This is a genomic window from Undibacterium sp. YM2 (assembly GCF_009937975.1).
Lineage (GTDB): Bacteria > Pseudomonadota > Gammaproteobacteria > Burkholderiales > Burkholderiaceae_D > Undibacterium.
The window spans coordinates 1,244,652-1,271,384 of the sequence record NZ_AP018441.1 but is presented as its reverse complement, the minus strand read 5'-3'; the positions used below and the strand labels follow the sequence as shown (position 1 = coordinate 1,271,384).

Here is a 26,733-nt window from a genome sequence, read left to right as displayed (position 1 = left end):
TTCAGCCTCTATTCAGTTTTTTTGCCAAAGGCCGGATCTACTTTAATGAGGGCGGTCACAACAAAGGTAGGAACGGCAGCGATACATATCCAGACAAAGAAATGGGCATAGCCCAAGTTCTCTTGCAAGCGGCCACTGAACATCCCTGGCAACATCATGCTCAGCGCCATGAAACCCGTACAAATCGCATAATGCGCGGTCTTGTGTTCGCCATCAGCAATCATGATCATATACAGCACATAGGCTGTAAAGCCAAAACCATAACCCATTTGCTCTATAGCGACAGCAGCACCAATCAGATAGATATTGTCTGGCTGCACAAAGGCCAGATAGACATACACCAGATGCGGCACATTGATCGCCAGTGCCATCGGCCACAACATGCGTTTCAAACCAAAACGCGAGATCAGCGCACCACCGGCGAGACCACCTATGGTCAGCGCTATCATGCCCATGGTGCCATACACGATACCAACCGCCTGGGTAGAAAGACCAAGGCCGCCTTTATCGACACTGTCGAGCAAGAACGGTGGTGCCATCTTGACCAGTTGCGCTTCACCAAAGCGATACAACAAAAGGAAAGCTATCGTCAGCAGTATGTTTTTCTTTTTGATGAACTTGCCAAAGATCGTAAAGAAAGTTGCTACTACCTGATTCGGGTCGCCATGCGCCGTATCACTGGCAGGGCGTGGCAAAGCCCATTTATGGTAGGCAGACAGGCTGATGAACATCACGGCCAGCACACAAAAAACCACGACCCAGCCAAACCTGGCATCGCCTGTCATATCACGCAACGTGCCAGCCAGATAAACCAGGGCACCCTGCCCGGTCAGCATGGATATTCTGAAAAACATGCTGCGTACACCAACAAAAGCCGCCTGCTGATACTGCTCCAGCGCCAGCATGTAAAAACCGTCAGAGCTGATGTCATGGGTGGCGGCACTGAACGCCAGCAGCCAGAACACCAACAGCGTCGCCTGGAAAAAACCAGGCATGGGGATGGTCAGGGCTACCAGCCCGAACATCGCACCTATGATCAGCTCCAGCGTAATGATCCAGAAGCGTTTGGTCTTGAACATATCGACGAACGGCGACCAGAACGGCTTGATGACAAATGGCAGGTATAACCAGCTTGTATATAATGCAATATCCGAATTGGAAATATCCAGGTTTTTGTACATAATGACGGAAAGTGTCATTACCACGACGTAAGGAATCCCCTGACTGAAATACAATGAGGGTATCCAGCGCCAGACCCCGCCCGCAGGAACTTCAGGTTTTTTGACTGCAGTAACTGTCTCGCTTGTCATTTTTATCTTTTTCTTGAATGGTAAGGCCTGGATCATCTTCCCAGTAAAATGCCGGGATTACGATTGAAATTTTGCTGCTGCTTCATAGCAAAAAGTTATAAGCCGGATGCATCTTTTCATTCGCTGCCAGCGCCAGAAGCGCCCTATGATAAACGAACAACTGCCAGTTATTGCAATTCAGCACGACGATGTTTCAACAAAATCAACAGAAACCTGTATTCATGTCACCTGATCAGCAAGCAAGCCTGGTACAACAAACCGCAGACATTGCGCTGGGCATAGATGCAGGCGGCACACAGACACGCTGGGCTCTGGCAAACAAAGATGAACAAATCCTTGCCAGCGGCACGGCAGCAGGCCTGACCGCGCTGCAAATTGACAAACCGGAAGGCAGGGAAGCAGTACACCAGATATTTGCCAGCCTGGCTGCTGCAACGGGCAGCCATGGCCAGGTAAGCAGCATACGCGCAGGCATCACCGGTTTTGGTGGCGATTCACAGACCCTGCCAGAGATGCTGGCTGAGTGCTTTGACCTGCAAAAACAGCACATCCTGGTCAGCAATGATATAGAAATTGCCTATCTCGATATTTTCAAACCTGGCACTGGCTATCTGATCTATGCAGGTACCGGCTCTATCGCTGCCTATATTGATGCCGATGGGGAATTTCACCGGGCTGGTGGCCGTGGTTACCTGCTCGATGATGCCGGAGGCGGCTTCTGGATAGCACGCGAAGCCATCAGCAAGCTCTGGCGTGCGGAAGATGAAAATCCGGGCCAGTGGAAAAATTCAGAAATGGCGATACGTATTTTCAAGCTCATCGGTGGCAATGACTGGAATATATCGCGCGATTTTATCTATCATCGCAGCCGTGGCGAAATTGGCAAACTCGCCCTGGCCGTCGCCTCTGCTGCCTACAGTGACCCAGTCGCCATGTCCATCTTGCAAAATGCAGGTAAGGAACTGGCGCGCCTGGGCATGGCCATGTGCGCTCGCTTTGGCAGCAAACCGATTGCACTGAGTGGGCGCGTGCAGGAATTGCATCCGGCTATCGTTGAATCCCTGCGCCAGAATTTAGCACCCGAGATATCCCTACGCCAAAGTACTTGCCAGGCACATTTTTCTGCAGCACGGCTAGCTGCCCGACACCTCAAAAACCTACCATGAAAAAAATCACGCTATATAGTTTGTTTACTGCAGTCAGCCTCTTCATCAGTGGCTGTGCCACCGTAGGCCCCATGGGCAAACTTGATACCACCATTTCTGCCAAGAGCCAGGAAGAACGCGTGCAATTCATCATCCTGCATTACACCGCACTGGATGAACCTACCTCCTTGCGCGTACTCAGCCAGCAAGCCGTCAGCGCGAATTACCTAGTTGGTGACCAAGCCCCCGTCAAGGTCTGGCAACTGGTGCCGGAAAATCATATGGCCTATCACGCTGGTCTCAGTGAATGGAAAGGCTATAGCCGTCTGAATGCCAGTTCCATAGGCATAGAAATCGTCAATCTCGGTTTCAGGGATACGCCAGAAGGCAGGATTTACTTCCCCTTCCCGCAAGCCCAGATAGACCGCGTGATTGCACTCGTCAAGGATATCTCGGCACGCTACCAGATACGCCCTGAATACATACTCGGCCATTCCGACATCGCGCCGTTGCGCAAGTCAGACCCTGGCCCGCTCTTCCCCTGGAAGCAACTGGCCGACGCTGGCCTGATCCCCTGGCCCAAGGCAGACGAAGTCGCCCAGCGCATGCCAGCCTATGAAATGCAATTGCCCGAGATTAAATGGTTCCAGCAAAAACTTGCACAATACGGCTATGGCATTCCACAAACCGGTCTGCTCGATGAAACCACCCGCAGTGTGCTGGTCGCCTTCCAGACCAAGTACAGGCCAGCAAAATTTGACGGCATGCCAGATGCAGAAACCGCCGCCATGCTCGATACCCTGCTGGCGAACCTGAAGGCGAAATAAATATGGTCGCCAACCAGGCTGCAAACTTCATCATCCCGCCGCAACTGCTGGAACAGCGTGGCCTGCTACCGCAGCAAGAAGCCACAGAACTGGTACTGGCAGAAACCGGCGAAGATGGCAGGCAATACCTGCTGACACCTGCCACCAAGCTCGCCTGGCAAGCCATGAAGGCTGCCGCCAGCGAGGATGGCATTGCCCTGCTGATGATCTCCGCCTTTCGAAGCATCGCCAGACAAACCGAGATCATCAGCGACAAACTGGCCGAGGGCAAGCAACTCAAAGATATATTGCTAGTCTGCGCCCCACCCGGCTACAGCGAACATCACACTGGCCGAGCGATAGACATCGCCACGCCAGAAGACCCTGAACTGGAAATTTCTTTTGACACCACGGCTGCCTTTGCCTGGCTGCAAAATAGTGCACGGCGCTTTGGTTTTCACATGTCCTACCCGCCAGGAAATAGCAGCGGGTTTCAATATGAGCCGTGGCATTGGTGTTTTCAGTCTTAATCCAACGTCTGCCTATACCTCTTCAAAGCCACAAACCCCGCCACCAGCAGAAACACCAGCATGGGCCATAGCTCTGGTGCTAGCTGGTCTGCGGTATTTCCCTTCAACAAGATCCCCCGCACGATGCGCAGGAAATGCGTCAATGGCAGTGCTTCGCCTATCGCTTGCGCCCATTCCGGCATGGCGCGGAAAGGGAACATGAAACCGGACAGCAGCATCGATGGCAGGAAGAAAAAGAAGGTCATCTGCATCGCTTGCAACTGGTTCTTCGCTATCGTCGAAAAGGTAAAACCGACTGCGAGATTGGCGAGGATGAAAACACCTATCATGCTCATGAGCAGGCTGAAGCTGCCCATCATCGGCACTTCAAATAACAGAAAGGCAGCACTGATGATAACGCCCAGTTGTATATAGCCTATCAACACATAGGGCAGTATCTTGCCGACCATGACTTCTGCCGGGCGCACCGGGGTTGCCAGCAGGTTTTCCATGGTGCCGCGCTCACGTTCGCGTGTCATGGCGAGTGAGGTCAGCATGACCATGGTCATGGTGAGTATGGTGCCTATCAGGCCGGGCACGATGTTATAGCGTGACAGGCCCTCGGGATTATAGCGACGGTGCACGCGCACCTCATAAGCTGGCGTGGCGGTTTGCAGGTATTGCAAAGGGCCTTTCAAGTCATGATGCAAAGCCTGGGTAGCAATGGCATTCAACGCGGCGATGGCATTCCCTGATGCTGAAGGATCGGTCGCATCAACGGAGATCAGCAAGGCTGGTTTTTCACCGCGCACCAGTTGCTGGGTGAATTGTGGCGGTATCACCAGCATGAATTGTATTTTGCCTTTTCCCAGCAAGGCTTCTGCCTCTTGCTCACTCTGGCCTACCGAATCGATACGGAAGTAGCCTGTGTTTTGCATGGCAACGACAAAGCTGCGTGCCATGGCACTATTGTCGGTACTGACTACAGCAGTTGGCAAACCCTTGGGATCGGTATTAATCGCATAGCCAAACAGGATGAGTTGCAGGATGGGGATTCCAACCGCCATGGCAAAGGTCAGGCGGTCACGCATCATTTGCTGGAATTCCTTGATAAAGATGGCGAACATGCGTGCCAGCGAAAAGCGCTTCATGCTGTCACCTTTTGACGTATTTTCTGTATTTGTTGAATATCGTCTTTGGAAAAATTATCAGGTGCGCTGGCGATCAGGCTGATGAAGACATCTTCCAGGTTCGCCGCACTCGGCGTGATTTGTATATTGGCTTGATGCCTTATGCCGTCGAGTGCCTGCAAGACCAGGGCCTCGTCCAGCCCGGCGACGTGGACGGCATTGCCGAATGCGGCGACACTTAATACCCCTGATGCCGACTTCAATGGCTCAAGTAAAGTACCCAGTTGCTCACCTTGCAGAGTCCAGACCTTGAGTTTGGAGTCACGTATGATTTCTGCCTCGGTGCCACGTGCGAGTATTTTGCCGTAGGCGATGTAGCAAAGTTCATGACAGCGTTCAGCCTCATCCATGTAATGAGTGGACACCAGCACTGTGATGCCCTGGTCAGCCAGCAAATGAATCTGGTCCCAAAAATCGCGACGCGCTTTTGGATCGACGCCAGCCGTTGGTTCATCCAGCAACAGCAGACGTGGTTCGTGAATGAGGCAGGCAGCCAGTGCCAGGCGCTGTTTCCAGCCGCCGGACAATGATCCTGCCAGTTGTTGCTGGCGGGCTGTCAGGCCCAGCCTTTCGAGAGAAAGATCGACTGCATTTTTTCTGTTGGGCAGCTCAAACAGGCGCGCGACGAAATCCAGGTTCTGGCGTATCGACAAATCATCATACAGACCAAACTTTTGCGTCATATAACCGACCTGGCGCTTGATCTGCTCTGCCTGTTTGATGATATCCAGACCCAGGCAAGAACCCGTGCCAGCATCGGGCGTCAGCAAGCCGCACAGCATGCGTATGGTAGTGGTTTTTCCGCTGCCGTTTGGTCCCAGAAAACCGCAGATACTGCCCCTGGCAACTTGCAGTTCGACTTTATCGACGACGGCACGACCGCCATAGGATTTGCTCAGGCCATGCACATTGATGGCCAGATTTCCTGTGTCAACACTGGTATTCGTTGCGCTGTTCACTGTGCTTTTCCTGTACTTGCTGGAACCAGCAGCGACACATCCAGAGGCTGACCGGGGTGCAGCAAGAGTTTGCCGGGCTGATCTGGTTTGGCCTCGACCATGAACACCAGCTTGGCTCTTTGTGCATTTGAATAAATGACCGGTGGTGTGTATTCAGCCTGGCTGGCGATGCGGGAGATGTGGGCAGGTACCGGTGCTGCGCAGCCATCGCAATGCAGGCTGACTGCCTGACCAACAGCAATCTTGCCCAACTCAGCTTCCGGCACAAAGAACCGGGCTTTGCGGTTTTCTGGCGGCAGCAGCGACAATACCGGTTGACCTGGCTGCACATATTCGCCCTGGCGGAAAAAGACTTCTGCCACTAACGCATTCGCGGGTGCGTTTTGTGATTTTTGGCCTGAGCGCCAGATAGTCTGGCGCAAGGCTTCTTTTGCGGCATCGGCACTGGCTTGGGCAGCGGCGCGTTCATCTACACGTGCTGGCAGCTTGGCGACACTCAATGCGGCGTTTAATTCTGCCACGCGGGCTTCCGCGAGTTTGACACTGGTTTGTGCATCATCCATGCGGGATTTGGACACTAAGCCCTGCCCTACCAATTGCTGCTGGCGTGCCAATTCCTGTCTTGCCAGGGCGGCCTGTGCCTGCGCACTTGTCAATTGTGCCTGGGTGACTGCAATCTCTTCTGTACGCCTGCCTTTTTCAGTATTGCTGGCTTGCGCCTGCGCGCTCGTGAGGCGGGCACTGGCTTCGTCATGGGCGGCATTTTCAGCTTCGGCATCAAGAGCAAACAGCAGGCTATCCTTGGTCACTTGCTGGCCCGCCTGCACCTTGATACTGTCAAGTTTGCCACCCAGCGGTGCAGAGATATAGACGTAATCACCTTCTACATAACCTGATCAGGCGGTGGAGGTCTTTTCATTGCAGGCTGCCAGCATGGCAGACATGGCGAGTATCAATGGCAATACTGCTGCGGGTTTGCATTTTTATACACGGCGTAACTCCTCATTCGTTGCAGCCAGGGCATACAGGGCACGGTTAACGCGGTCGGCAATTGCGGCATCGCTCAATACCTGGCTTAAAGGTTCTTGCAACATGGCTGGTACAAAGCCCATATCCAGTGCACGCGGCACGATGACCATGGGGGCAGCGACACTGCCCATCAAAAATGACAGCGCATAGGCAGGCGGGGCCATGGCTATTTCCCCAGCCTGCATGGCTTGCATGAGCAAACCAGTGATCAGCAGTACATGACGCGCGCCGTTTTTTTCGAGAAATTGTCTGGCGACTTTTTCACCTTGCGCGGCATCAGCCCAGACCCGCCCTATCCAGCTGCCATGCTCACGCAGCAAACGCCCCAGCAGACACAGAGCTTCACGCAGACGCTGCATGGGTGAGCCTTCATGATTCACCTCAGCCTGCAGTTGCACGAACACTTCGTCGTACATGGTTTGCAGCAACTGCGTCAGGAAATTATCTTTATTCTTGAAGTGATAATGGAACATGCCTACGTTCACGCCTGCATGCTCTGCCAGCATGCGCAGGGACAAGCCGCCACAGCCATGCTGGGCAAACAGCGCGCGCCCGCTTTGCAATAAAACTTCGTCAAGCTGTTGAGAAGGACGTGCCATATTTCTGTTTTCCAATAATTATTATGCAGATGACTAATAACTGAAGTTTGCGGGCGCACAACCGCCAAGTCAAGCGTTTTTTGGGCCATTGGCAAATGCTTATTTTTAAATTAGCAAGAAATGTGGGGGCTGAGCAGAGCGATGCGCGGCGCATCAATACCTCCCTCAATTCATCGCCTGCAAACGCATTCCGATACTAGAAAATTGCACTTCGTCGCCTGCTACTGGCGACCAATATGGCGACGGCCTAAAGTGCAATCACTCCCACCCGAATTGAAAGGAAATATCATGAACATCACAGCAAACATGGACGGCGTTGTCATCGCTACTATCGCTCTGGTTATCCTGAGCAGCCTGTTGCGCGCCATCATCGCTTAAGGAAAAATAATGCTAGGCTTTTTGATCTGGATTATCTTGTTTGTACTCTGCTGGCCATTAGCCATACTGGCCCTGGTGATCTATCCACTGGTGTGGCTGCTGTTGCTGCCCTTCCGCGTGCTGGGCATTGCAGTGAATGGTGTATTTGAATTATTGCGGGCGATCTTTATGTTGCCAGCCAACCTGTTAAAAAGCCGCCCATGAGAGGACGGCTTTTAGCTGGTAAATGTACAACCTATCAATGCTAATGCGCATGATTGAATAGTTCGTGCAATTCTTCAAACCTGTCTTCAACTTCATCGGCAGACAAGCCCAGAAATTCACAGGCAGCCTCACCACCTTTTTCCCACTCGCAAGAAAATTCTTGCCCATGGTATTTTTGTATTCCATATTCGGCAAGCAGGGCCAGGGCAATCAGGCTTTTGACTGAGTCTTCAGTATTAGCGTCATGCAAAACACTGTAGTCATGATGCAAAAGTATCGCCAAAGATACGCTCTCAGGCAAACCCCAGGTGCGTGCCATCAATGAGCCAATCGCGGCGTGCGAAGTACTATGGCGCTGCTCTTCTATGGCGGTAAATGTTTCATTGATTTCCTGGTGAGCCAGCTCCAGGGTTTCCGCATAGTCGGGGAAACGCTCAAGCAATAAAGGAATACCTATGTCACAGAACAAACCAAAGGTATGGGCCTGGTCAGGCGGGCAAACACGCATGCGCCTGGCCAGTTGTGTCATGGCCTGGGCACGTTTGGTAGAAAAATCCCAAAACTTAACGAGGGAAATTTTCTCAACCTGTATGCTTTGCCGGGCAATAATCCCTGTCATCAAATTACCGCACTGGGTAATTCCTAACAGATTGACAGCATGCTCGACCGATTTGGCTTTGAGGCGCAAACCGAAGAAAGAAGAGTTGGCGAGCTTCAATAATGATGCAGACATCGCCACATCATTGGCAATGATGCCAGTCAATTTACGGGGATCAGGATCATTGGCGGCAAGCTCTGCCTGCACGTCTGCCAGCAAGCTGGGACGTGGCGGTATGCGTATCGTCTTGACGAGCGCATCAACGGATTGTTCAGTGGTCAGCCGGGGGGCCGCAGCAGAGCTTGTCATAATAGTACGGTTGATACACCAGGAAGAGATAAGGCCTACAGGCTGCTATTGTAAGCGTAAATCATTGCTGGATAGAAAAACCCAAACATTTTTTACATATCAAGCCCTGCCTGCTTTCCGGGCATACTTCCCGGACTCCCTGGCTCCAGAACTATTTGACTGGGATGGGCGTACTGCGATCTACTGGAACAGCCGTCACACTATTCTTGGGTGAGCCATCTATCAGCTTGTCAGAATAAGTCAGGTAGACCAAGGCATTGCGCTTTTGATCCACCATGCGGACTATGCGCAGCTTTTTGAACAGTATAGACAGACTTTGATTAAAAACTTCATCCTGCTGTTTAAGCTGACCATTAAAACTGATGGGGCCAACCTGGCGACAGGCAATCGAGGCTTCAGACTTGTCTTCTGCCAGACCCAAGCCACCTGAGATGCCACCAGTCTTGGCACGCGACACATAACAGGTGACGCCATTGACCTTAGGATCATCATAAGCTTCCACGACGACCTTGTGGTCCGGACCTATGAGTTTGAAGGCAGTATCAACACTGCCGACGTTTTCAGCCAGGGCAACTGTGCCGTACGCAGAGAAGGCGGTGAAGATAGCTACAGCGGCAAAACTTAATGATGGCAGTTTCATGATCTCGCTCTTTTCCTGAAGACGCCACAAACCGGGCGCCTCAGGAATATCAGGCTTATTGCTGTTTATTCAAGTGTGAATGGGCTCTGCTGTACAGGAAATAAATCACGATAGTGATTGCCATCCAGATAAAGAACACATGGTAAGTCGTTGCCGACAAATCCTTGAGGATATACAGGCAAGCCAGTATGCTCATGCCCGGTATCAGATAAGGACCGAAAGGCACCCTAAAACCACCTGCTTCGTCACCCAGCTTTTGCCTGCGTATGACAGGTACGGCAACCGAGACCACCATAAAGGCGACCAGGGTACCCATGCTGACCATGTCCCACAAGAAGGTCGAATCAACCAGGCCAGCGACGATACCCACCAGCAGGCAGACGATGATGGTATTGCTGACAGGCGTGCGGGTGCGCGCATGCACACGCTGGAAGGAACTGGGGATCAAACCATCTTTACTGATCGCAAACAAGATCCGGCTCTGGCCATAAATAGTCACCAGAGTCACGCTGAATACAGAAATAACAGCGCCAGCAGACAAGATCAATGCAGGCCAGGCTTTGCCTGTAACGTTTTGCAAGATCACTGCCAGACCAGCTTCCTGGCCTTCAAACATCTTGGCTGGTTGGGCGCCAACCGCGGCAACTGCCACCAGCAAATAAAACACGGTCACAACGACCAGCGCCGCCATGATGCCGAGCGGCACATTGCGCTTGGGGTTCTTGACTTCAGCACCAGCGGTTGCCACCGTATCAAGACCGATGAATGAAAAGAATACCGTACCGGCAGCAGCCGTTACGCCAGCCATGCCGGCCAGACCCTTGCTGTTGTCAGTATTAAAGAAAGGTGTGAAATGCTCTGCATTGAAGCCGGAAAATGCCACGACGGCAAAGAAAGTCAAAATCACCAGCTTGATCATGACCATGACGGCATTTACCGTCGCAGATTCCTTGGCACCGCGCAACAAAAGTATGCAGCAAATCGCCACCAGCACCATCGGTGGCAAATTGAATTGACCAGCATGAAATTCCACCCCGTTGGCACCCGCGACTATCATGGGTGAACGTAGCATTTCGGGTATCTGCCAGCCGAGGGCATTGGTCAGGAAATTATTCAGATAGGCAGACCAGCCTATCGCCGTCGCACTGGCAGCCAAACCATATTCCAGCAATAAACAGGCGGCAACAATGAAGGCACCAAATTCACCGACTGTTGCATAGGCATAAGAATAAGAAGAGCCGGATGCCGGGATACGGGAAGACAACTCGGAATAGCAGAGTGCTGTCAAACCAGCCGTAATCGCTGCAATGATAAAGGACAAAATGACCGAAGGCCCAGCCTTGGGCACGGCCTCTACCATGGTAAAGAAAATACCGGTACCTATGGTAGAACCCACGCCTATCATGGTCAGGGAAAACAAGCCCAGTGAGCGATGCAGGCTATGGCCCTGATCGTCCGTCACTTGTTCGCTATGGTCTATGGGCTTGGTGCGGGTCAGTTGCTGACCCAGGCTAACTTGTCTCAAGATCTATCCTTCTGCTTATGCCAAATACCTGTTGAGTAAAGGGGCTGATGCCTGGCTATCATCCGGACTAAAGTCCAGGTTTAGCTGTTTGCCATTGTGCGGCCCAGGCCAGGCTTGCCCCGAAAATCGCCATGATAGCCCCAAATTTGTCTGCTTTGATGTCAGTCTGCTTATTTTTCCTGACTTCCAACAGCTGATTTATAACAGAACAGAAGGGTGGTACAATTCCGCCCCATGTCCGCCCAACATATTTCCCTGTCGTGTTTTCGCCACCTGGTGCGCGCAGTACTGCTGATGTATGTACTGACGCTGGGTGTCGCGATGGCATCTTCTGTGGTGAAATCCGGCGAACAGGGCATGAATCTGATCTGTACCAGTACCGGCTATAAATTCATCAAAGCGGACGGCAGTGGTGTCAAAGAGACTGGCAAGAGCATGACGCACATGCTTGATTGCTCCATGTGTCTGGCAGCCAGTTTGCCTGCCAGCTTCCCGCAAACCACGGTTTTTGCAGCACCCCACGCTCTTTCCTACGCTACCCGCTCCATACCCGCTGCACGCCTGGCATCGATTGTTGCAGCACCTTTACCTGCACGCGGGCCGCCTGCTATCTAAAAAATTGAATTAGTTCAAACCGGCCATGCCACCTGCACTGGCAAGTTTGCTTTGCGCATTTGCATGCGCGTTCCAATTTTTAGATTATTCATATGTCTCCTTTACGCCCTTTGCGCTTGCGCGCATTGACAGCGGCACTGACTGTCGCCTTCCCTTTGTCTTTATCTTTATTACCAGCTACTGCCCTCGCAATTGAAGCAATAGAAAATGCCACCCAGGCCGAACGTGTCATCATCAATGGTGACCGCCCATCCTCACTACCCAAGGAAATCCCTACCACCATAGAGGGCATCAATGCCAAAACCATGGAGCAGACCATCAATGCCATCGACGCAGAAGATGCCCTGAAATACCTGCCCAGCCTGCTGGTACGCAAACGCTATGTGGGCGACTACAACCATGCTGTACTGGCGACGCGGGCATCCGGCACTGGCAATAGTGCGCGCTCTATGGTGTATGCCGATGGCATCTTGCTGTCGAATTTGCTGGGCAATGGTGCAGCATTCACGCCACGCTGGGGCCTGGTGACGCCGGAAGAAGTCGAACGTGTGGATGTGCTGTACGGCCCCTTCTCTGCTGCCTATGCCGGTAACTCTGCCGGTGCCGTGGTCGATTATGTGACGCGTATGCCCAAGCAGTTTGAAGCCCATGCCAAACTGGTGGGCTTTAGCGAAAACTTCCAGCAATATGGCACCGACAAAAGCTATAGCGGCAAGCAGCTCAGCGCCAGTCTTGGTAATAAACAAGGGGCATTTTCCTGGTGGCTCAATGTGAACCAGCTTGATAGCGATGGCCACCCTATCGCCTTCGCCAACAAGCTGGCCTCCACTGGTATCAGCAGCAGCGCGGGCACCGCAGTGACAGGTGCGATTACCGACAAAAATCCACAAGGGCTGGACTGGTGGATACTGGGTGCAACCGGCCAATACCATACCACGCAAGACCATGCAAAGATCAAGCTTGCCTATGACTTTAGCCCAACTTTGCGTGCGAGCTACACCTTTGGCTACTGGCGCAATAATATGAACAGCGGCGTCGAAAGCTATTTGCGCGATGCTGCTGGCAATGCGGTATATAGCGGCGACATCAATATCGCCGGTAAAAAATATACCCTGGCCCCAACTGACATGTCGAACAGCAAAAACCAGCTAGAGCATATCACACATGGCCTGAACCTCAGGAGCAATACCAAAGGCGAGTTTGACTGGGAAGTCGCCGCCAGCCTGTATGACTACAGCAAGGATATCGTCCGTGCGCCGACAGTGGCCATCCCGCAGGCCAACGGCGGTGGCAATGGCCGGATTACCGATGGAGCAGGTACAGGCTGGAACACCCTGGCCTTGAAAGGTATCTGGCGACCGACAGCAGAACACGTTGCCGAATTTGGCTACCAGCGCGAAGCTTATCAAATGCGTACCCTGGTGTCGGATACGGATGACTGGATCAATGGCGCTGCAGCCAAACGCTTCTCTGCCTTCCAGGGTAATACCCAATTGCAAAGCCTGTATGCGCAAGATGCCTGGCGTATCAATCCGCAATGGAAAGCCATTGTTGGCGGCCGCTTGGAGCAATGGCAGGCAGATCGTGGAGCCATTTCATCAGCGACCAGCACCCTGCCCTTTGCTGAACGTAAGGAAAATTATTTTTCACCCAAGGCAGCTATCGCCTTCAAAGCAAGTGATGACTGGACCCTGAAGGCATCGGCAGGTCGTGCGGTGCGCATGCCTACTGTCTCTGAACTGTATCAAGGAAGCATTTCCACCACCGCCATCGTCAATAATGACCCCAATCTGAAACCAGAAAAATCCTGGACTACGGAATGGACGGCAGAGCGGACGCTCAATGATGGCAAGGGTTTTCTGCGTACCACCCTGTTCCATGAAAGAACCAGGGATGCGCTGTATTCACAAGTGAACACCCTGATCACGCCGAATGTGACGAATATCCAGAACGTCGATGAAATCCATACGACAGGGCTGGAGCTCGCCTACCAGGCTAGCGATGTATTTACCCGTGGGCTGGATTTGATAGCCAGCCTCACGTATGCCAATTCTGAAATAACGCGTAATGACAAATTCCCCGCCAGCGTTGGTAAATGGCAGCCGCGCGTGCCAGCCTGGCGCGCCAATTTTGTCATCAGCTACCGCCCTGAAGACAAACTCAGCACCACGCTGGGTTTGCGTTATAGCGGCAAGCAATATGGCTCACTCGATAACAGCGACAGCAATGCCTTTACTTATCAGGGCTTTTCCAGTTTTGTGGTCGCTGATGTGCGCGTGCGTTATCAACTGGCAAGGCAATGGGTGGCCTCTGTCGGCATAGATAATCTGAACAATAAAAAATACTGGGCCTTTCACCCCTACACGCAACGCAGTGTAGTAGGTGAATTGAAGTTTGATTTTTAAAGTGGATTAAGCCAAAGGCGCTGTGGCTTTATGCTATGGCTTTGATGGCCTTATCAATTAGCCAGATGCGCCTTTGCATAAGTTTCCTTGTCAATTTCCAGTACCTCTACACAAAGCTGCACATCCAGCCCTTGCGGCCAGGCTTGTGCAGCTTGGATAACCGCCAGCACACGCTCTGATAATTCACGTTTGACTTCGGTGCTGCGCCCTTTCAATATCAGCAGCCTGGCATGCAAAAAAGCCCGTGCAGCAGGCTCGGTGCCAATGACCACCTCATCAAAGCGGATTGCCCGGCTCTTGATATCGATCTCCTTGAAATGCCCTGTCTCAGCTAAAGATTCATTAATTTGCAATAGTAACTCCCTGGCTTGCAAGGGCAGATTACTGGAATATTCTACGGTCAGATGAGGCATGTTTTCTTTCTGATGATTTGAGAAAATGTGGCTGAATTTTATAGCGTGACCTGCATGAGCAGATAAGAATTCCTGATACCGGTCTGCACAAAACCGCAAGAGCCATACATGCCAGCAGCCGGGTTTTGTGGATGCACGGTCAGAGAAACCTGTTCTATGCCACGCTGGCGTGCCGCATCCAATGCTGCCAGCATCATTAATTTGCCATAGCCCTTGTGCTGCCAGTCGGGCAAAAGTGCAATGCCAAGCTGCGGTGTATGTTCATTGATATACGCCAGCCCCATGCGATCTGGCACGAGGCGCATCCAGCAGGCGCCTATGGGTGCATCTTCGCCCTCAATCTTGGCGATGACGCCGATATCGCTGGCACGCCCCCAGTCTTCGGCATAGATGCGTACATGAGGCAGTTGCAGGGTTTCCAGCGGACGCAAACCCGCGGGCGGCGGGTCCCACAAAGCGACGTGCAGAAAATTCCAAAGCAAGTCCTGATGTTCAGGAAGTAAGGGAGAGAAACTGATGCTCATGAGTTTGCCGGGCATGGGCTAAAGATTGCCTATGGCTTTCTATTTTAAGCAAATACCCAGCTTCTTGCACTTAAGTCGATGCCGTGCCTGCAAATTTTATGAACGGGATACCGCAAGCCCGGCAGAAGCACTGGCTTTCTTCAATTCTTCTTCAGCGTTACATCCGCCTACCTGCTCAGTGTCGAAGATACGCGGCTCCCATTTACTTTCCATCAGGGATATTTTCTTGGCCGTGAGGTAGTAACGGGTGCATGGCTGGACGTCGAGAGCCAGTGTCTTCTGGGTAGGCAGACGAGAAGAGGAATGGCGAAGCTCCAGCGTCACCAGATGCTTGCCAGGGGTTACAGAAACCGGGCCCTGGAAATAATAAGTCTGATCGACAGCCACAATACGAACCGGATATTCATGGTCAATCAAAGGACGGTCAGGCTTGCCACTCAGGTAAGAAAGAGGAGCAGTCTCGCAAGCTGTCAACAGACCCAGGGCTGCCAAAGCAGAGAATTTATACAATGCATTCATATATTTACGGTCGCAGATCTACTGTACATTACATCATGAATATATTGTAGGTCATGCGAATACTGCCATCCATCTGCAAAAAGTATCAATTTGTACTTCAAAGCCTGGCCTGACAGTCGCGGTAGCCGGATTTCTGATGCATAATCATTAGCCCAATGACTAGGAGTATTCATGAGCATCACGATGATCATATTTTTCAAGGCCCTGATCGTAGTACCGATCACCTTGCTGCCCATCCTGAACCCCATTGCCATTGCACCTATCTTCTTGTCCATGACAGGACCGATAGAGCCACCACTGGCTAACCGGCTGGCAAAACGCATAGCCCTGAATTGTTTTTTCCTGCTCATGGGCGCCATCTTCATAGGCTCTTACGTACTGGATTTTTTTGGCATCTCCCTGCCCATCGTCAGGGTCGCCGGTGGGATCGTGGTTGCCATGGCGGGTTGGAAATTATTGAACGACCAGGGCCAGGATAATTTGCGCAATTCTGTCGCCGCATCCCATGGTGGCAGCTGGACCCGTGAAGAATTGCGCCGCCGCAGTTTTTATCCTTTCAGCTTCCCCTTGACCGTGGGGCCGGGCACCATCGCCGCTTCAGTCACGCTGGGTACGCAGATGCCGCATAAGCCTGTCGATTGGATCATTACCGGCATCGCCTCACTGATAGGCGTCTTGCTGACCAGTCTGGTCATTTACCTGTGTTATCGCTTTGCCCGCAATATGGAGAGAATACTCGGCGATGTCGGTGCCATCGTCTTGCTGCGACTGTCTGCCTTTATTTTGCTCTGTATAGGGATAGAAATTGGCTGGGCTGGTATTTCTGATTTACTAGGAGATCTGAAGCACTGAGCAGTAACAGCGCACATGACAGGCATCAAGCCAGTCATGTGCTATTGACTTCCCTTTGAACAGCGGGCGGGACTTACTTATTCCGCGTTGGAAACCGGCTCATTGAGCATCAGGGCATGCTCGACTATCTCGGTTTCGTCGCCAATACGGCTATTCCAGGCACGTACAAAATAATTCTTTTCTGCCTGTGTAGGTGCATCGTACCAGATCACCATCAGCGTGCCTTTGTGATCATGTATCTTGGCCAGTTTGGTAATACAGACGGTATTGCCATCAATATCTGCCAGCCCCATCGCATAACCATAGACACGGCTCAGGCGCTCTATACGGTCTGGTTCGGTTTCGCTATTAGTGGCAGAAATTTTTGGGTGGTCCAGATACATGGCGCGTCTCCGTCTTCTGATAATCGTTTTTCATTCTAACTGATAGACAGCACAGTCGCCACCGGGATTTAAGCCCACCCCTCTGCCAGCCTGAAAAACTCAGGGCCTGTTGCGTTTTTCCCATTTGCACTCCTGCCTGGCCAGGACTTTGGACTCAGGATCAACTGTTTCCAGATACACATCAAAACCCCATAACCTGGCCACATGCTTGAGCATTTCTCCTGTTTGCGGATTCAGTGGGCGGCGCAGGTATTGGGTATGGCGCAGGGTCAGGGCCCGGTCCCCCTGCATATCGACGGACCAGACCTGAATATTGGGTTCGCGGTTACCAAGATTATATTGCCCTGCCAGTTGCTCGCGCAGATAACGGTAGCCATGCTCATCATGAATTGCAGAGATCAGCAGTTTATCCTTGCTGTCATCGTCAAGAATGGAAAAGAAATGAAAGTCACGCATCAGTTTCGGAGACAGGAACTGGGCAATAAAGCTTTCATCCTTGAAATTGCGCATGGCAAACTGCAAGGTTTTTTGCCAGTCAGAACCGGCAAAGTCTGGGAACCACTCCCGGTCTTCCGCCGTTGGGTCTTCACAGATGCGGCGTATATCGCGCATCATGGCAAAGCCCAACGCATATGGGTTGATGCCGTTAAAGTAGCGGCTGCCTACCGGCGGCTGATACACGACATTGGTATGACTCTGCAAAAACTCCATCATGAAGCCGTCTCCAACGACGCCTTCTTCATACAGTTGTTGCAATATGGTGTAATGCCAGAAGGTGGCCCAGCCCTCGTTCATGACCTGGGTCTGACGCTGCGGATAAAAATATTGCGACACCTTGCGTATGATGCGCACGATCTCACGTTGCCAGGGTTCCAGCAGCGGAGAATATTTCTCGATGAAATACAAGAGATTTTCTTGCGGCTCTGCCGGGAAACGCTGTTTGACCATACTCTCAGGTGCTTCATTGCGCCTCGGTATCGTGCGCCACAAATCATTGACCTGGGACTGCATGTACTTCTCGCGCTCTTCCTGACGTTCCCGTTCTTCAGCCAGGGAGATGCGGGCCGGGCGTTTATATCGATCCACCCCATAATTCTGCAAGGCATGGCAGGAATCGATGATGAGTTCCACCGCTTCCATGCCATAACGCTGTTCGCAGTCGGCAACATAATTCTTGGCGAACAGCATATAGTCAATAATCGCCTCGGCATCCGTCCAGGTACGGAACAAGTAATTCCCCTTGAAAAAGGAATTATGCCCGTAGGCAGCATGCGCAATAACCAGTGCCTGCATGGTCAGGCTATTCTCTTCCATGAGGTAGGAAATGCAGGGGTTGGAATTGATGACTATCTCATAGGCCAGCCCCATTTGCCCGCGCTTATAGCTTTTTTCGGTAGACAGGAAATGCTTGCCGAAAGACCAGTGATTATAGGAGACTGGCATGCCCACCGAGGCATAGGCGTCCATCATCTGCTCAGCAGTAATGATCTCTAGCTGATTCGGGTAAGTATCTAGGCCAAATTGCTCGGCCACACGACGTATTTCTTCATGCGCCTGCTCTATCAGGTCGAAAGTCCATTCTGATTGTTCGGGCAGGGCATGGGCATGTTTTTTCCTGGGGCTGACATGGTCGTTTTCCATGGATTACCTCATTTCGGCTGCTTCTTGAACAGTTCCCGAAAAACCGGATAAATATCCGCCGGTGTTTCTATTTTTTGCATCGCAAAGTGTGCACTTTGCTCGGCCACTTTTTCATATTCCAGCCACAGGTTTTGCGGCTGACCATCGGTAATTTCTACATAGGCATAATATTGCACCAGGGGCATGATGCTATTGATGAGCAATTGCTTGCAGGTGGCAGAATCATTGTCCCAGTTATCACCATCCGAGGCCTGGGCCACATACACATTCCAGTCAGATGCGGCATAACGTTCACGCACGATTTGCGAAAGCAGGTTCAGGGCTGAAGAAACGATGGTACCACCCGATTCACGCGAATGGAAAAAAGCATCTTCATCCACTTCCAGCGCCGTTGTGTGATGACGTATGAAGACGACTTCTATTTTTTCATAGGCACGTGTCAGGAACAGGTACAGCAAAATAAAGAAGCGTTTTGCCGTATCTTTCTTTTGCTCATCCATGGAGCCGGATACATCCAGCAGGCAAAACATCACGCACTGGCTGGCTGGTTTGGGCACTTTGACGCGGTTGCTGTAACGCAGGTCAAATGGATCAAGAAAAGGGATGGCCAGCAAACGGGTACGCAGATGATGTATCTCCTGCTTGAGTGCGACGAAGTGCGGATCTTTGGAGTCCACACCCACTTCCAGCAAGACTGTCATTTCTGCTTCTGCATCTTTGAGTCTGCGGGCAGACTTGCCACCCACCGCTATGCGCCTTCCCATGGCACCGCGCAAAGAGCGCAGCACATGCAGACTGGATGCCGTACCTGAAGTTTTATAACCAGCACGCTGGCTCTTGAAATCGGTCGTCGAAGTCAGCTGGGTCTTGACCATATTCGGCAATTCCAGATCTTCGAAGAAGTAATTCATGAACTCTTCGCGCGACAACTGAAAAACAAAATCATCTTCGCTGGGGTCTTCACTATTGCCGCCCTGCCCTTTGCCGGAACCACCACTACCACCTTTGGGCCTGGCTACCTGGTCACCGCGCTGATATTGCTCATTACCTGGCTGCACACCTTCCCAGACACCGCCATGGGCATGACCAAAAGTCGGTTCACTGACATCCTTGACGGGGATGGAAATGCGTTCACCACTTTCTATGTCAGTGATAGAACGACCTTTAACTGCTCTGGCAACAGCATCCTTGATCTGCCCTTTATAGCGACGCAAAAAGCGTTCGCGATTCGGGGCAGACTTATTTTTACCCTGGACACGCCGGTCAATCAAATGAACCAAAATGCTCTCCCGTTTGCCCTCAAATTCCCTGCTTTACTCTTCTGTCCATGCTGCGATCAAGAAGATTTCCTTACCCGCAAATACCATTCACATAACAGGCGTACCTGTTTAGCGGTATAACCTTTAGCGACCATGCGCTCAACAAATTCCTGATGCTTGTTCGAATCGTCGGCACTGGCTTTGGCATTGAAGGAAATGACGGGTAATAATTCTTCTGTATTCGAGAACATTTTTTTCTCGATGACCGTGCGCAGTTTTTCATAACTGGTCCAGGCTGGATTTTTACCTGCATTCTGTGCCCTCGCCCTCAACACGAAATTGACGATTTCGTTACGGAAGTCTTTAGGGTTGGAAATACCTGCCGGTTTTTCTATTTTTTCCAGTTCATTGTTCAGGGCATCGCGGTCAAAACTCTCACCGGTATCGGGATCGCGGAATTCCTGATCCTGTATCCAGAAATCGGCAAAGGTCACATAACGGTCAAAGATGTTCTGGCCATATTCGGAATAACTTTCCAGGTAAGCCGTCTGGATTTCCTTGCCTATGAATTCTGCATAGCGTTGTGCCAGATATTCCTTGATGTAGGACACATATTTTTGCTCAATCTCTGGCGCAAATTGCTCACGTTCTATCTGCTGCTCCAGCACATATAGCAAATGCACGGGGTTGGCCGCTACCTCGGTATTATCGAAGTTAAACACCTTGGATAAAATCTTGAAGGCGAAGCGTGTTGACAGACCATTCATGCCCTCATCGACACCGGCATAATCAGCATATTCCTGCCGTGACTTGGCCTTGGGATCGGTGTCCTTGAGGTTCTCACCATCATAGACCTGCATCTTGCTGAAGATGCTGGAATTCTCAGGCTCTTTCAGGCGCGACAACACGGCAAATTGCGCCATCATTTTCAGTGTGCCAGGAGCACATGGTGCGGCTGCCAGTGAAGAAGTGCGCACCAGTTTTTCGTAAATTTTTATTTCATCATTGACGCGCAGGCAATACGGTACTTTGACGATGTAAATACGGTCAAGGAAGGCTTCATTATTCTTATTGTTCTTGAAGGTTTTCCATTCTGACTCATTCGAGTGAGCCAGGATGATGCCTTCAAACGGTATCGCACCAAAGCCCTCTGTACCCTTAAAATTACCTTCCTGGGTAGCAGTCAGTAAGGGATGCAAGACCTTGATCGGCGCCTTGAACATTTCTACGAATTCCATCAAGCCCTGATTCGCCAGGCACAGACCACCTGAATAACTGTAGGCATCAGGATCATCCTGTGCATATTCTTCAAGCTTGCGGATATCGACCTTTCCAACTAGAGAAGAGATATCCTGATTGTTTTCGTCACCTGGTTCAGTTTTGGAAACGGCAATCTGCTTCAATACCGAGGGGTAGCGTTTGACCACACGGAACTGGTTGATATCACCATTGAACTCATGCAGGCGCTTGACCGCCCATGGGCTGGGTATATTTTTCAGGTAACGGCGAGGAATACCAAAATCTTCTTCGAGCAAAATCCCGTCTTCATCTTCGTTGAACAAACCGAGAGGTGATTCATTGACGGGTGAGCCCTTGATGCAGTAGAAAGGTATCTTCTCCATCAGCGATTTCAGCCTCTCCGCAATGGACGATTTACCACCACCGACAGGACCCAGCAGATACAGGATTTGCTTGCGCTCTTCCAGACCTTGCGCAGCATGGCGGAAATAGGAAACGACTTGTTCTATGACTTCTTCCATGCCGTAAAATTCACGGAAGGCAGGATAGATCTTGATGACTTTATTTGAGAAGATGCGTGAGAGCCGCGAGTCGTGCCGGGTATCAACCAGCTCAGGCTCACCGATGGCAGCCAGCATGCGCTCTGAAGCGCTGGCATATACCAGCCTGTCCTTTTTACAAAGATCCAGGTATTCCTGCATGGAATACTCTTCTTCACGAGTACGTTCATACCGCGCGGTGTAGTTGTCAAAGATATTCATCCCGACCTCCATGGATAAGCAGAAAACTTGCAAATACCGAACCGGTCTGGTGGCAATTCAAATCAAACTGATCACATCAAATTAATTGCCAGCCAGCACACTACAACTTTAGTGTAGTTGAAATTATCAAAACGTGCAGACGAAATTGTTACTCTGTGCAAAATGTTGGAAATAAGCAAAACGAATTCAGTCAGCTAAATTTGTTAAACAAATTAAGTAAAGCGAATTAGGTTAAACGAATTAAGTTAAACCTGCGCTTGAACATGATCAAACACAAAGCATCAATCTACACTATCCAACGCAATTTCGTGGATGGCGTTGACAGCGAATGTTAATTTATGTGATGAGTAATTCCGCAGATGCACAAATTTTTATGCGCATTCCATCGCAAATCATTGATGCATATGCGGGAAATATGACATGAAGCATGTCAGGCAAGTTTGAATTTATAAGATGGCGCAGCTTCTTTGGCTGGCATTTCGGTCAACAGTAATTCCAGTGCAGAGACTTCGAGTGGCCTGTAATAATAATATCCCTGGAAATAATCGCAGCCTATCTCTTTGAGGAATCGTTCCTGCTCTTCGTTTTCCACACCCTCGGCAACCGTGTGACAGGACAGGATATTGGCCAGTGAGATAATCGCCTTGATGATCATTTCGCTCTTCTTGTTATTGCCTATCTGGGCAACGAAGGAACGGTCAATCTTGACGCTCTGTGCCGGAAAATGGCTGAGCTTGGACAGCGATGAATAGCCAGTACCAAAATCATCAATCGCAATATTGAAACCGCGTGCCTTGAGTTCATCAAGATGGTGGATGGTCAGGGCTTCATTCGCGATCAGGCCGGTCTCGGTAATCTCAAATTCGATATAGGAAGGGGCGATATCGTAGCGGTTACAACAACTGTCTATCAGTTGCAGCAAGTCATTGCGGGCGATATCTGTCGCCGATAAATTCAGCGCAATCACGGGACAATCAGCAAAGCGGTTAAGCCAGTCCCTGACCTGGCAACACACCTGGTTCATGACATAGTTGCTGATCAGGCGTATCAGGCCTGCGCGCTCGGCAATCGGAATAAATTCTGCCGGTGCGACATTGCCCAGGCTGGGTGATTCCCAGCGCAGCAAGGCTTCCAGGCCTGCGATCTTGCCATGCTTATCGACCTTGGGTTGATATACCAGACGGAATTCATCCTGCTTGAGGCCATTGACGATGCCAACTTCAATCTCGACACTGCGGCGTATCTGCAGGGCATCTTCTTCATCGAACAAGGTGACACTCTGGTCACTGGAGCGGCGGGCAGTATCGAGCGCCACTTCGCTACGGCGTATCAGGTCATCGGGATCAACATCTTCTGGCCTGACCAGGGCGATACCGGCAGAGAACTGTATCAATAAATTCTCGCCATTGATTTCCAGCTCTTTGGGTAAATTATTCCTGACTTTTTCTACCAGCTTGATGATTTCACCTGGGGTGCGCGAATTCTCAACGACGAATGAAAACACGATACTGCGCAGGCGTGCACAAAAACAATTCTTGGGCAAGGCACGTGATAACTCTTCGGCAAAACGGCGCAGCAGGATATCGCCAGTATGAGCACCAAACTGCTGGTTGGCATGACGTATGCTGTTCAGCCGGAAAGACACCAGGGCAGTGACTTTGGTTTCATCATTATTCCCAAGCACGCCTTGCAGGTGGCTGCGCAACATGTCACGGTTGGGGAGATTGGTCAGGGCATCATGACGACTCAGGTAATCTTCACGCTGCAGGCTGAGCTGCAATGCGTGATGCATGGAATGCAGGCCAGAAACATCGCGCAAGGCGACGATGTAGTGATCGGTAGAAGTCTGAGAAATATTTTCCAGTGCAACCAGCTTGCCATCACGCGTGCGGTAAGCCGACATGCGCATGTTTTCTGATTCTTCGGCGTTCGGGCTTTTCAAGCGCACACTGTTATCCAGCGACAACCAGCCAAACAAGGCGCGGTCGCCATCATCATCTGCCTCTCGTCCAAGCAAATTATTGGCTAGCTGATTCGCCTGCAGGATTTGCCCACTCGCATCAGTTAGCAACAAAGCTGTGCCGGCGTTCTGGAATACTTCTTCATATTGCGCATGGCTTACTTCCAGCGCTGCACTGGCCTGGCGATAGCGCAATGCTGATACGTCGAGTTCGTGCAAAACCCTGAACACCGCCAAGGGTACGCAGGTATTAAAGAACAGGAATAACAGAGACTGTATATAGGTATTGCTGGCAGGCAGGGTCACATCAAAACCAGGCACATTGAACAGGGGACGGTTCAGCAACAGTAAAAGAAAAGGCAATACATTGAATGCCATGAGACCCAAGGCAAGCCGGGTACCAAAGAACAGGCGGGCAATAATGGGGGTGGTATAGATGAAGATATAGCCAAACTTGGCTATTTCGAACTGATCGACGAGACAAACAATGGCGAATGCAGACGCATATACCGTGCCTATGAGTATAGCGGCACCGGCGCGCAGATGACGGGATGAATAGTACAAGCCCAATGCCAGCACCGCATAGAAAAAGCCAACCACCCACAGCACCTGATAAGCACCAACTGCGATTGCGTCCAGGGAACTGTGAATCGCTACTGCCGCCTCCAGCACAAAGCCGGACATCAAAATGATACGTAGTGCACTTAATTTCCATGCAGCGTGCTCGGCAGGCGTTAATGCACTTTCATTAAGAAAAAGCCAGCGAAACATGTCATGCAATCAATATAAAAAGCCAGAACCTGTTGCGCATTCATGGAAAAAATACCTGCACTCTTGCGGCAAAACAATTATTTGCCCAGAGGTATCCCTGACCACATTCACATCAACAAATCCCTATGAATCTGTAAAAAAATGTTTCCAAAACAATTAGGCATTCTCTCATAGATTTAATTGATTTCCGCACATATTGTCACAATTAGCCGCATTAAAAATGAAAACTATTTTTCATTTGGTGAATTGAACGGATACTTATATTTCATATTGTAGTTCTTTTGATGACAAAACATTCCAAACATTGCATTTAGATAATTTATTGCATGGACTACAAATAAAATGCGGAAACGCCATTTCATTGCCAGAAAACAATGAAATGGCGGCGGCGACGGAGTTTCTGCATGCGGGTGGTTTTAAAGAAACTAAAAACCACCGCTCCCAGCAAATACTGCATTCAGGCAAGTTCAGGCAGCATCATGCACAGGATGTGATTGGCGGTGATACAAAAACTCCAGTACTTCAGTGCGGTAAGCTGCATATTGTGGGTTTTGCGCAAGTGCCACGCGGTCACGTGGCCTGTCCAGATCCACTTTCAAGATTTCACCTATAGTCGCTGCCGGGCCATTGGTCAGCATGACGATACGGTCTGACAATAACACCGCTTCATCCACATCATGTGTCACCATAACGACGGTAGATTGCGTCTTGGCGACGATCTTCAGCAACTCATCTTGCAGATGAGCCCGCGTGAGGGCATCAAGAGCACCGAAGGGCTCGTCCATGAGCAAGACTTTTGGTTCTATCGCCAGCGCCCGGGCTATGCCTACACGCTGCTTCATGCCGCCGGAAATTTCATTCGGGCGTTTTTTCTCGGCATGCGTGAGCCCCACCAGTGACAGGGCTTGCATGGTGCGCTTTTGCAGTTTCGTCCCATTCTCGGTTGCGCCAAATACGCGCTCCACCGCCAGGAAGACATTCTCATAGCAGGTCAGCCAGGGTAATAAAGAATGATTCTGGAATACCACGCCGCGTTCTGGTGATGGTCCAGAAATTTCCCTGTGTGCGCACAGCAAGGTGCCGGAGCTGGCATTAGTCAGACCAGCAATCAGATTCAGCAGCGTCGATTTTCCGCAACCAGAGTGACCGATCAGGGTGATGAACTCGCCCTTTTTGACATTCAGGTTGATATCGCGCAATGCATGAAAACTGCCTTTTTTGGTATTGAAGACCATCTCTACCTGATTGATCTCTATGTACTTGTTGTCGATTTCATTCATGATCATGTCCCCACATCTTCATAAGTAAAGGCGCGTGCTATCGCCACCAGGATTTGCTCAAGTATCAGCCCCACCATGCCGATGACGACGATGGCGATGATGATGTGTGGAACGTTCAGATTATTCCATTCGTCCCAGACCCAGAAGCCTATGCCTACACCACCGGTCAGCATTTCTGCCGCAACGATAACCAGCCATGCCGTGCCTATCGCCAGCCTGACGCCGGTCAGCATATAGGGCAGCACCGAGGGCAGGAGAATGCGCGTGATGATTTTCCATTCAGACAAATTGAGCACGCGAGCGACATTCATATAATCTTGTGGAACGCGCTGCACACCGATTGCAGTATTGATGATCATGGGCCAGATTGAACAAATAAAAATAGACCAGATCGCCGCCGGATGAGCCGACTTGAATACCAGCAAACCTATAGGCAGCCAGGCCAGCGGCGAGACCGGCTTCAACAGACTGATGATGGGATTAAACATGCCGGACAGGAACTTGAAACGGCCTATCAAAAACCCCAACGGTATACCTGCCGCTGCAGCCAAGCCAAAGCCAACTGCAACCCGCTTGAGCGAAGCAAAAATATTCCAGCCTATACCCTGGTCATTTGGCCCTTTTTGATAAAAGGGATCAGAGAATACCTTAACGGCTTCCTGCAAAGTCACCCATGGTGAAGGAAAAGTCGTGTTCTTGATTGCAATGATTTCCCAGATCAATATCAGCATGCCGACACCAAACAAAGGCGGCAACACACTCAGGAAAAAAGGCCGGAACGAACGTGGCTTTTTTTCTTTTTTAGGTTTGATTTCCTTGACCACGTTTACTTCCTTCGTTGTCGTTGCAGCGCTGGCGGCATCGTCTGTTGCGGGCATTACACCATGTACCAGGGTATTCATGGCAACTC

General features: G+C 50.9%; 25 protein-coding genes. 7 read left to right on the top strand and 18 right to left on the bottom strand.

Annotated elements, in window-relative coordinates; all coding sequences use genetic code 11:
* Positions 1 to 8: 8 nt before the first annotated feature.
* Positions 9 to 1,310: an AmpG family muropeptide MFS transporter gene (locus UNDYM_RS05790; protein WP_162040203.1), complete on the bottom strand. Its 1,302-nt coding sequence runs from the start codon at positions 1,308 to 1,310 to the stop codon at positions 9 to 11.
* Positions 1,311 to 1,498: 188 nt separating this feature from the next.
* On the opposite strand from UNDYM_RS05790, the gene UNDYM_RS05785 reads away from it, so the two are divergent.
* Genes UNDYM_RS05785 through UNDYM_RS05775 form a run of 3 tightly spaced genes read left to right on the top strand, consistent with a single transcriptional unit; the run spans position 1,499 to position 3,791 of the window.
* A complete protein-coding gene (locus UNDYM_RS05785; protein WP_232063732.1) occupies positions 1,499 to 2,476 on the top strand; it encodes an N-acetylglucosamine kinase in 978 nt (325 codons plus the stop codon).
* Positions 2,473 to 3,282, top strand: a complete 810-nt coding sequence (locus UNDYM_RS05780; RefSeq protein ID WP_162040202.1) for an N-acetylmuramoyl-L-alanine amidase — start codon at positions 2,473 to 2,475, stop codon at positions 3,280 to 3,282. The genes UNDYM_RS05785 and UNDYM_RS05780 overlap by 4 nt, the downstream gene beginning before the upstream one ends.
* Before the next feature lie 2 nt (positions 3,283 to 3,284).
* Positions 3,285 to 3,791 (top strand): D-alanyl-D-alanine carboxypeptidase family protein, encoded by a 507-nt coding sequence (locus UNDYM_RS05775; protein ID WP_162040201.1) that lies wholly within the window; start codon positions 3,285 to 3,287, stop codon positions 3,789 to 3,791.
* Here the strand turns inward: UNDYM_RS05775 and UNDYM_RS05770 are convergent.
* The 4 genes from UNDYM_RS05770 to UNDYM_RS05755 form a co-directional block, all read right to left on the bottom strand.
* The gene (locus UNDYM_RS05770) at positions 3,788 to 4,921 is read right to left on the bottom strand and encodes an ABC transporter permease (protein WP_162040200.1); all 1,134 of its coding nucleotides are present in this window, start codon (positions 4,919 to 4,921) and stop codon (positions 3,788 to 3,790) included. The genes UNDYM_RS05775 and UNDYM_RS05770 overlap by 4 nt on opposite strands.
* Positions 4,918 to 5,919 (bottom strand): ABC transporter ATP-binding protein, encoded by a 1,002-nt coding sequence (locus tag UNDYM_RS05765; RefSeq protein ID WP_162040199.1) that lies wholly within the window; start codon positions 5,917 to 5,919, stop codon positions 4,918 to 4,920. The genes UNDYM_RS05770 and UNDYM_RS05765 overlap by 4 nt, the downstream gene beginning before the upstream one ends.
* Complete coding sequence (locus tag UNDYM_RS05760; RefSeq protein WP_255456550.1) at positions 5,916 to 6,785, bottom strand: HlyD family secretion protein; 870 nt, start codon at positions 6,783 to 6,785, stop codon at positions 5,916 to 5,918. Before UNDYM_RS05760 ends, UNDYM_RS05765 begins: the two co-directional genes overlap by 4 nt.
* Positions 6,786 to 6,902: 117 nt before the next feature.
* On the bottom strand, positions 6,903 to 7,547 hold the full coding sequence (locus tag UNDYM_RS05755) for a TetR/AcrR family transcriptional regulator (RefSeq protein ID WP_162040197.1): 645 nt from the start codon (positions 7,545 to 7,547) through the stop codon (positions 6,903 to 6,905).
* 387 nt (positions 7,548 to 7,934) lie between these two features.
* Here UNDYM_RS05755 and UNDYM_RS05750 point away from each other — a divergent pair, with 387 nt between their 5' ends.
* Entirely contained in the window at positions 7,935 to 8,129 is a 195-nt protein-coding gene (locus UNDYM_RS05750; RefSeq protein WP_162040196.1) for a hypothetical protein, read from the top strand.
* A gap of 40 nt (positions 8,130 to 8,169) precedes the next feature.
* On the opposite strand, the gene UNDYM_RS05745 is transcribed toward UNDYM_RS05750, so the two are convergent.
* From UNDYM_RS05745 to UNDYM_RS05735, 3 genes are all read right to left on the bottom strand, one after another.
* On the bottom strand, positions 8,170 to 9,036 hold the full coding sequence (locus UNDYM_RS05745; protein ID WP_162040195.1) for an HDOD domain-containing protein: 867 nt from the start codon (positions 9,034 to 9,036) through the stop codon (positions 8,170 to 8,172).
* Positions 9,037 to 9,187: 151 nt separating this feature from the next.
* A complete protein-coding gene (locus tag UNDYM_RS05740) occupies positions 9,188 to 9,676 on the bottom strand; it encodes a CreA family protein (protein ID WP_162040194.1) in 489 nt (162 codons plus the stop codon).
* A gap of 55 nt (positions 9,677 to 9,731) precedes the next feature.
* Positions 9,732 to 11,201: an APC family permease gene (locus UNDYM_RS05735; RefSeq protein ID WP_162040193.1), complete on the bottom strand. Its 1,470-nt coding sequence runs from the start codon at positions 11,199 to 11,201 to the stop codon at positions 9,732 to 9,734.
* Positions 11,202 to 11,435: 234 nt separating this feature from the next.
* On the opposite strand from UNDYM_RS05735, the gene UNDYM_RS05730 reads away from it, so the two are divergent.
* Together UNDYM_RS05730 and UNDYM_RS05725 are read left to right on the top strand one after the other, a co-directional pair.
* Entirely contained in the window at positions 11,436 to 11,816 is a 381-nt protein-coding gene (locus UNDYM_RS05730) for a DUF2946 family protein (RefSeq protein WP_162040192.1), read from the top strand.
* 92 nt (positions 11,817 to 11,908) lie between these two features.
* Positions 11,909 to 14,221: a TonB-dependent receptor gene (locus UNDYM_RS05725; protein ID WP_162040191.1), complete on the top strand. Its 2,313-nt coding sequence runs from the start codon at positions 11,909 to 11,911 to the stop codon at positions 14,219 to 14,221.
* Positions 14,222 to 14,274: 53 nt separating this feature from the next.
* Here UNDYM_RS05725 and UNDYM_RS05720 read toward each other — a convergent pair whose 3' ends face one another.
* From UNDYM_RS05720 to UNDYM_RS05710, 3 genes are all read right to left on the bottom strand, one after another.
* The gene (locus UNDYM_RS05720) at positions 14,275 to 14,634 is read right to left on the bottom strand and encodes a 5-carboxymethyl-2-hydroxymuconate Delta-isomerase (protein ID WP_162040190.1); all 360 of its coding nucleotides are present in this window, start codon (positions 14,632 to 14,634) and stop codon (positions 14,275 to 14,277) included.
* 38 nt (positions 14,635 to 14,672) lie between these two features.
* Positions 14,673 to 15,158 carry a GNAT family N-acetyltransferase gene (locus tag UNDYM_RS05715; protein ID WP_232063728.1) on the bottom strand — a complete coding sequence of 162 codons (486 nt, stop codon included), beginning with the start codon at positions 15,156 to 15,158 and terminating at the stop codon, positions 14,673 to 14,675.
* Between the two features lie 96 nt (positions 15,159 to 15,254).
* On the bottom strand, positions 15,255 to 15,677 hold the full coding sequence (locus tag UNDYM_RS05710) for a hypothetical protein (protein ID WP_162040188.1): 423 nt from the start codon (positions 15,675 to 15,677) through the stop codon (positions 15,255 to 15,257).
* 171 nt (positions 15,678 to 15,848) lie between these two features.
* On the opposite strand from UNDYM_RS05710, the gene UNDYM_RS05705 reads away from it, so the two are divergent.
* Positions 15,849 to 16,529 (top strand): MarC family protein, encoded by a 681-nt coding sequence (locus UNDYM_RS05705; RefSeq protein WP_232063727.1) that lies wholly within the window; start codon positions 15,849 to 15,851, stop codon positions 16,527 to 16,529.
* 77 nt (positions 16,530 to 16,606) lie between these two features.
* Here the strand turns inward: UNDYM_RS05705 and UNDYM_RS05700 are convergent, their stop codons facing one another.
* From UNDYM_RS05700 to ntrB, 7 genes are all read right to left on the bottom strand, one after another.
* On the bottom strand, positions 16,607 to 16,912 hold the full coding sequence (locus tag UNDYM_RS05700) for a hypothetical protein (RefSeq protein ID WP_162040187.1): 306 nt from the start codon (positions 16,910 to 16,912) through the stop codon (positions 16,607 to 16,609).
* Between the two features lie 99 nt (positions 16,913 to 17,011).
* Positions 17,012 to 18,553: a SpoVR family protein gene (locus UNDYM_RS05695; protein ID WP_162040186.1), complete on the bottom strand. Its 1,542-nt coding sequence runs from the start codon at positions 18,551 to 18,553 to the stop codon at positions 17,012 to 17,014.
* A gap of 8 nt (positions 18,554 to 18,561) precedes the next feature.
* Positions 18,562 to 19,833 carry a YeaH/YhbH family protein gene (locus tag UNDYM_RS05690; protein ID WP_162040185.1) on the bottom strand — a complete coding sequence of 424 codons (1,272 nt, stop codon included), beginning with the start codon at positions 19,831 to 19,833 and terminating at the stop codon, positions 18,562 to 18,564.
* Between the two features lie 56 nt (positions 19,834 to 19,889).
* On the bottom strand, positions 19,890 to 21,812 hold the full coding sequence (locus tag UNDYM_RS05685; RefSeq protein WP_162040184.1) for a PrkA family serine protein kinase: 1,923 nt from the start codon (positions 21,810 to 21,812) through the stop codon (positions 19,890 to 19,892).
* 430 nt (positions 21,813 to 22,242) lie between these two features.
* Positions 22,243 to 24,543, bottom strand: a complete 2,301-nt coding sequence (locus UNDYM_RS05680) for a bifunctional diguanylate cyclase/phosphodiesterase (RefSeq protein WP_162040183.1) — start codon at positions 24,541 to 24,543, stop codon at positions 22,243 to 22,245.
* 467 nt (positions 24,544 to 25,010) lie between these two features.
* Positions 25,011 to 25,823: an ABC transporter ATP-binding protein gene (locus UNDYM_RS05675; protein ID WP_162040182.1), complete on the bottom strand. Its 813-nt coding sequence runs from the start codon at positions 25,821 to 25,823 to the stop codon at positions 25,011 to 25,013.
* Positions 25,824 to 25,825: 2 nt separating this feature from the next.
* Positions 25,826 to 26,725: a nitrate ABC transporter permease gene (gene ntrB, locus UNDYM_RS05670; protein ID WP_162040181.1), complete on the bottom strand. Its 900-nt coding sequence runs from the start codon at positions 26,723 to 26,725 to the stop codon at positions 25,826 to 25,828.
* Between the last annotated feature and the right edge of the window lie 8 nt (positions 26,726 to 26,733).

Excerpts from the sequence above, each read along its gene's own strand:
- UNDYM_RS05755 (WP_162040197.1), bottom strand. The coding sequence starts at position 7,547 with ATGGCACGTCCTTCTCAACAGCTTGACGAAGTTTTATTGCAAAGCGGG.
- UNDYM_RS05725 (WP_162040191.1), top strand. The coding sequence starts at position 11,909 with ATGTCTCCTTTACGCCCTTTGCGCTTGCGCGCATTGACAGCGGCACTG.
- UNDYM_RS05715 (WP_232063728.1), bottom strand. The coding sequence starts at position 15,158 with ATGAGCATCAGTTTCTCTCCCTTACTTCCTGAACATCAGGACTTGCTT.
- UNDYM_RS05720 (WP_162040190.1), bottom strand. The coding sequence starts at position 14,634 with ATGCCTCATCTGACCGTAGAATATTCCAGTAATCTGCCCTTGCAAGCC.
- ntrB (WP_162040181.1), bottom strand. The coding sequence starts at position 26,725 with ATGAATACCCTGGTACATGGTGTAATGCCCGCAACAGACGATGCCGCC.
- UNDYM_RS05680 (WP_162040183.1), bottom strand. The coding sequence starts at position 24,543 with ATGTTTCGCTGGCTTTTTCTTAATGAAAGTGCATTAACGCCTGCCGAG.
- UNDYM_RS05705 (WP_232063727.1), top strand. The coding sequence starts at position 15,849 with ATGAGCATCACGATGATCATATTTTTCAAGGCCCTGATCGTAGTACCG.
- UNDYM_RS05685 (WP_162040184.1), bottom strand. The coding sequence starts at position 21,812 with ATGAATATCTTTGACAACTACACCGCGCGGTATGAACGTACTCGTGAA.
- UNDYM_RS05750 (WP_162040196.1), top strand. The coding sequence starts at position 7,935 with ATGCTAGGCTTTTTGATCTGGATTATCTTGTTTGTACTCTGCTGGCCA.
- UNDYM_RS05770 (WP_162040200.1), bottom strand. The coding sequence starts at position 4,921 with ATGAAGCGCTTTTCGCTGGCACGCATGTTCGCCATCTTTATCAAGGAA.
- UNDYM_RS05695 (WP_162040186.1), bottom strand. The coding sequence starts at position 18,553 with ATGGAAAACGACCATGTCAGCCCCAGGAAAAAACATGCCCATGCCCTG.
- UNDYM_RS05740 (WP_162040194.1), bottom strand. The coding sequence starts at position 9,676 with ATGAAACTGCCATCATTAAGTTTTGCCGCTGTAGCTATCTTCACCGCC.
- UNDYM_RS05790 (WP_162040203.1), bottom strand. The coding sequence starts at position 1,310 with ATGACAAGCGAGACAGTTACTGCAGTCAAAAAACCTGAAGTTCCTGCG.
- UNDYM_RS05785 (WP_232063732.1), top strand. The coding sequence starts at position 1,499 with ATGTTTCAACAAAATCAACAGAAACCTGTATTCATGTCACCTGATCAG.
- UNDYM_RS05675 (WP_162040182.1), bottom strand. The coding sequence starts at position 25,823 with ATGAATGAAATCGACAACAAGTACATAGAGATCAATCAGGTAGAGATG.
- UNDYM_RS05700 (WP_162040187.1), bottom strand. The coding sequence starts at position 16,912 with ATGTATCTGGACCACCCAAAAATTTCTGCCACTAATAGCGAAACCGAA.
- UNDYM_RS05780 (WP_162040202.1), top strand. The coding sequence starts at position 2,473 with ATGAAAAAAATCACGCTATATAGTTTGTTTACTGCAGTCAGCCTCTTC.
- UNDYM_RS05775 (WP_162040201.1), top strand. The coding sequence starts at position 3,285 with ATGGTCGCCAACCAGGCTGCAAACTTCATCATCCCGCCGCAACTGCTG.
- UNDYM_RS05730 (WP_162040192.1), top strand. The coding sequence starts at position 11,436 with ATGTCCGCCCAACATATTTCCCTGTCGTGTTTTCGCCACCTGGTGCGC.
- UNDYM_RS05710 (WP_162040188.1), bottom strand. The coding sequence starts at position 15,677 with ATGAATGCATTGTATAAATTCTCTGCTTTGGCAGCCCTGGGTCTGTTG.
- UNDYM_RS05745 (WP_162040195.1), bottom strand. The coding sequence starts at position 9,036 with ATGACAAGCTCTGCTGCGGCCCCCCGGCTGACCACTGAACAATCCGTT.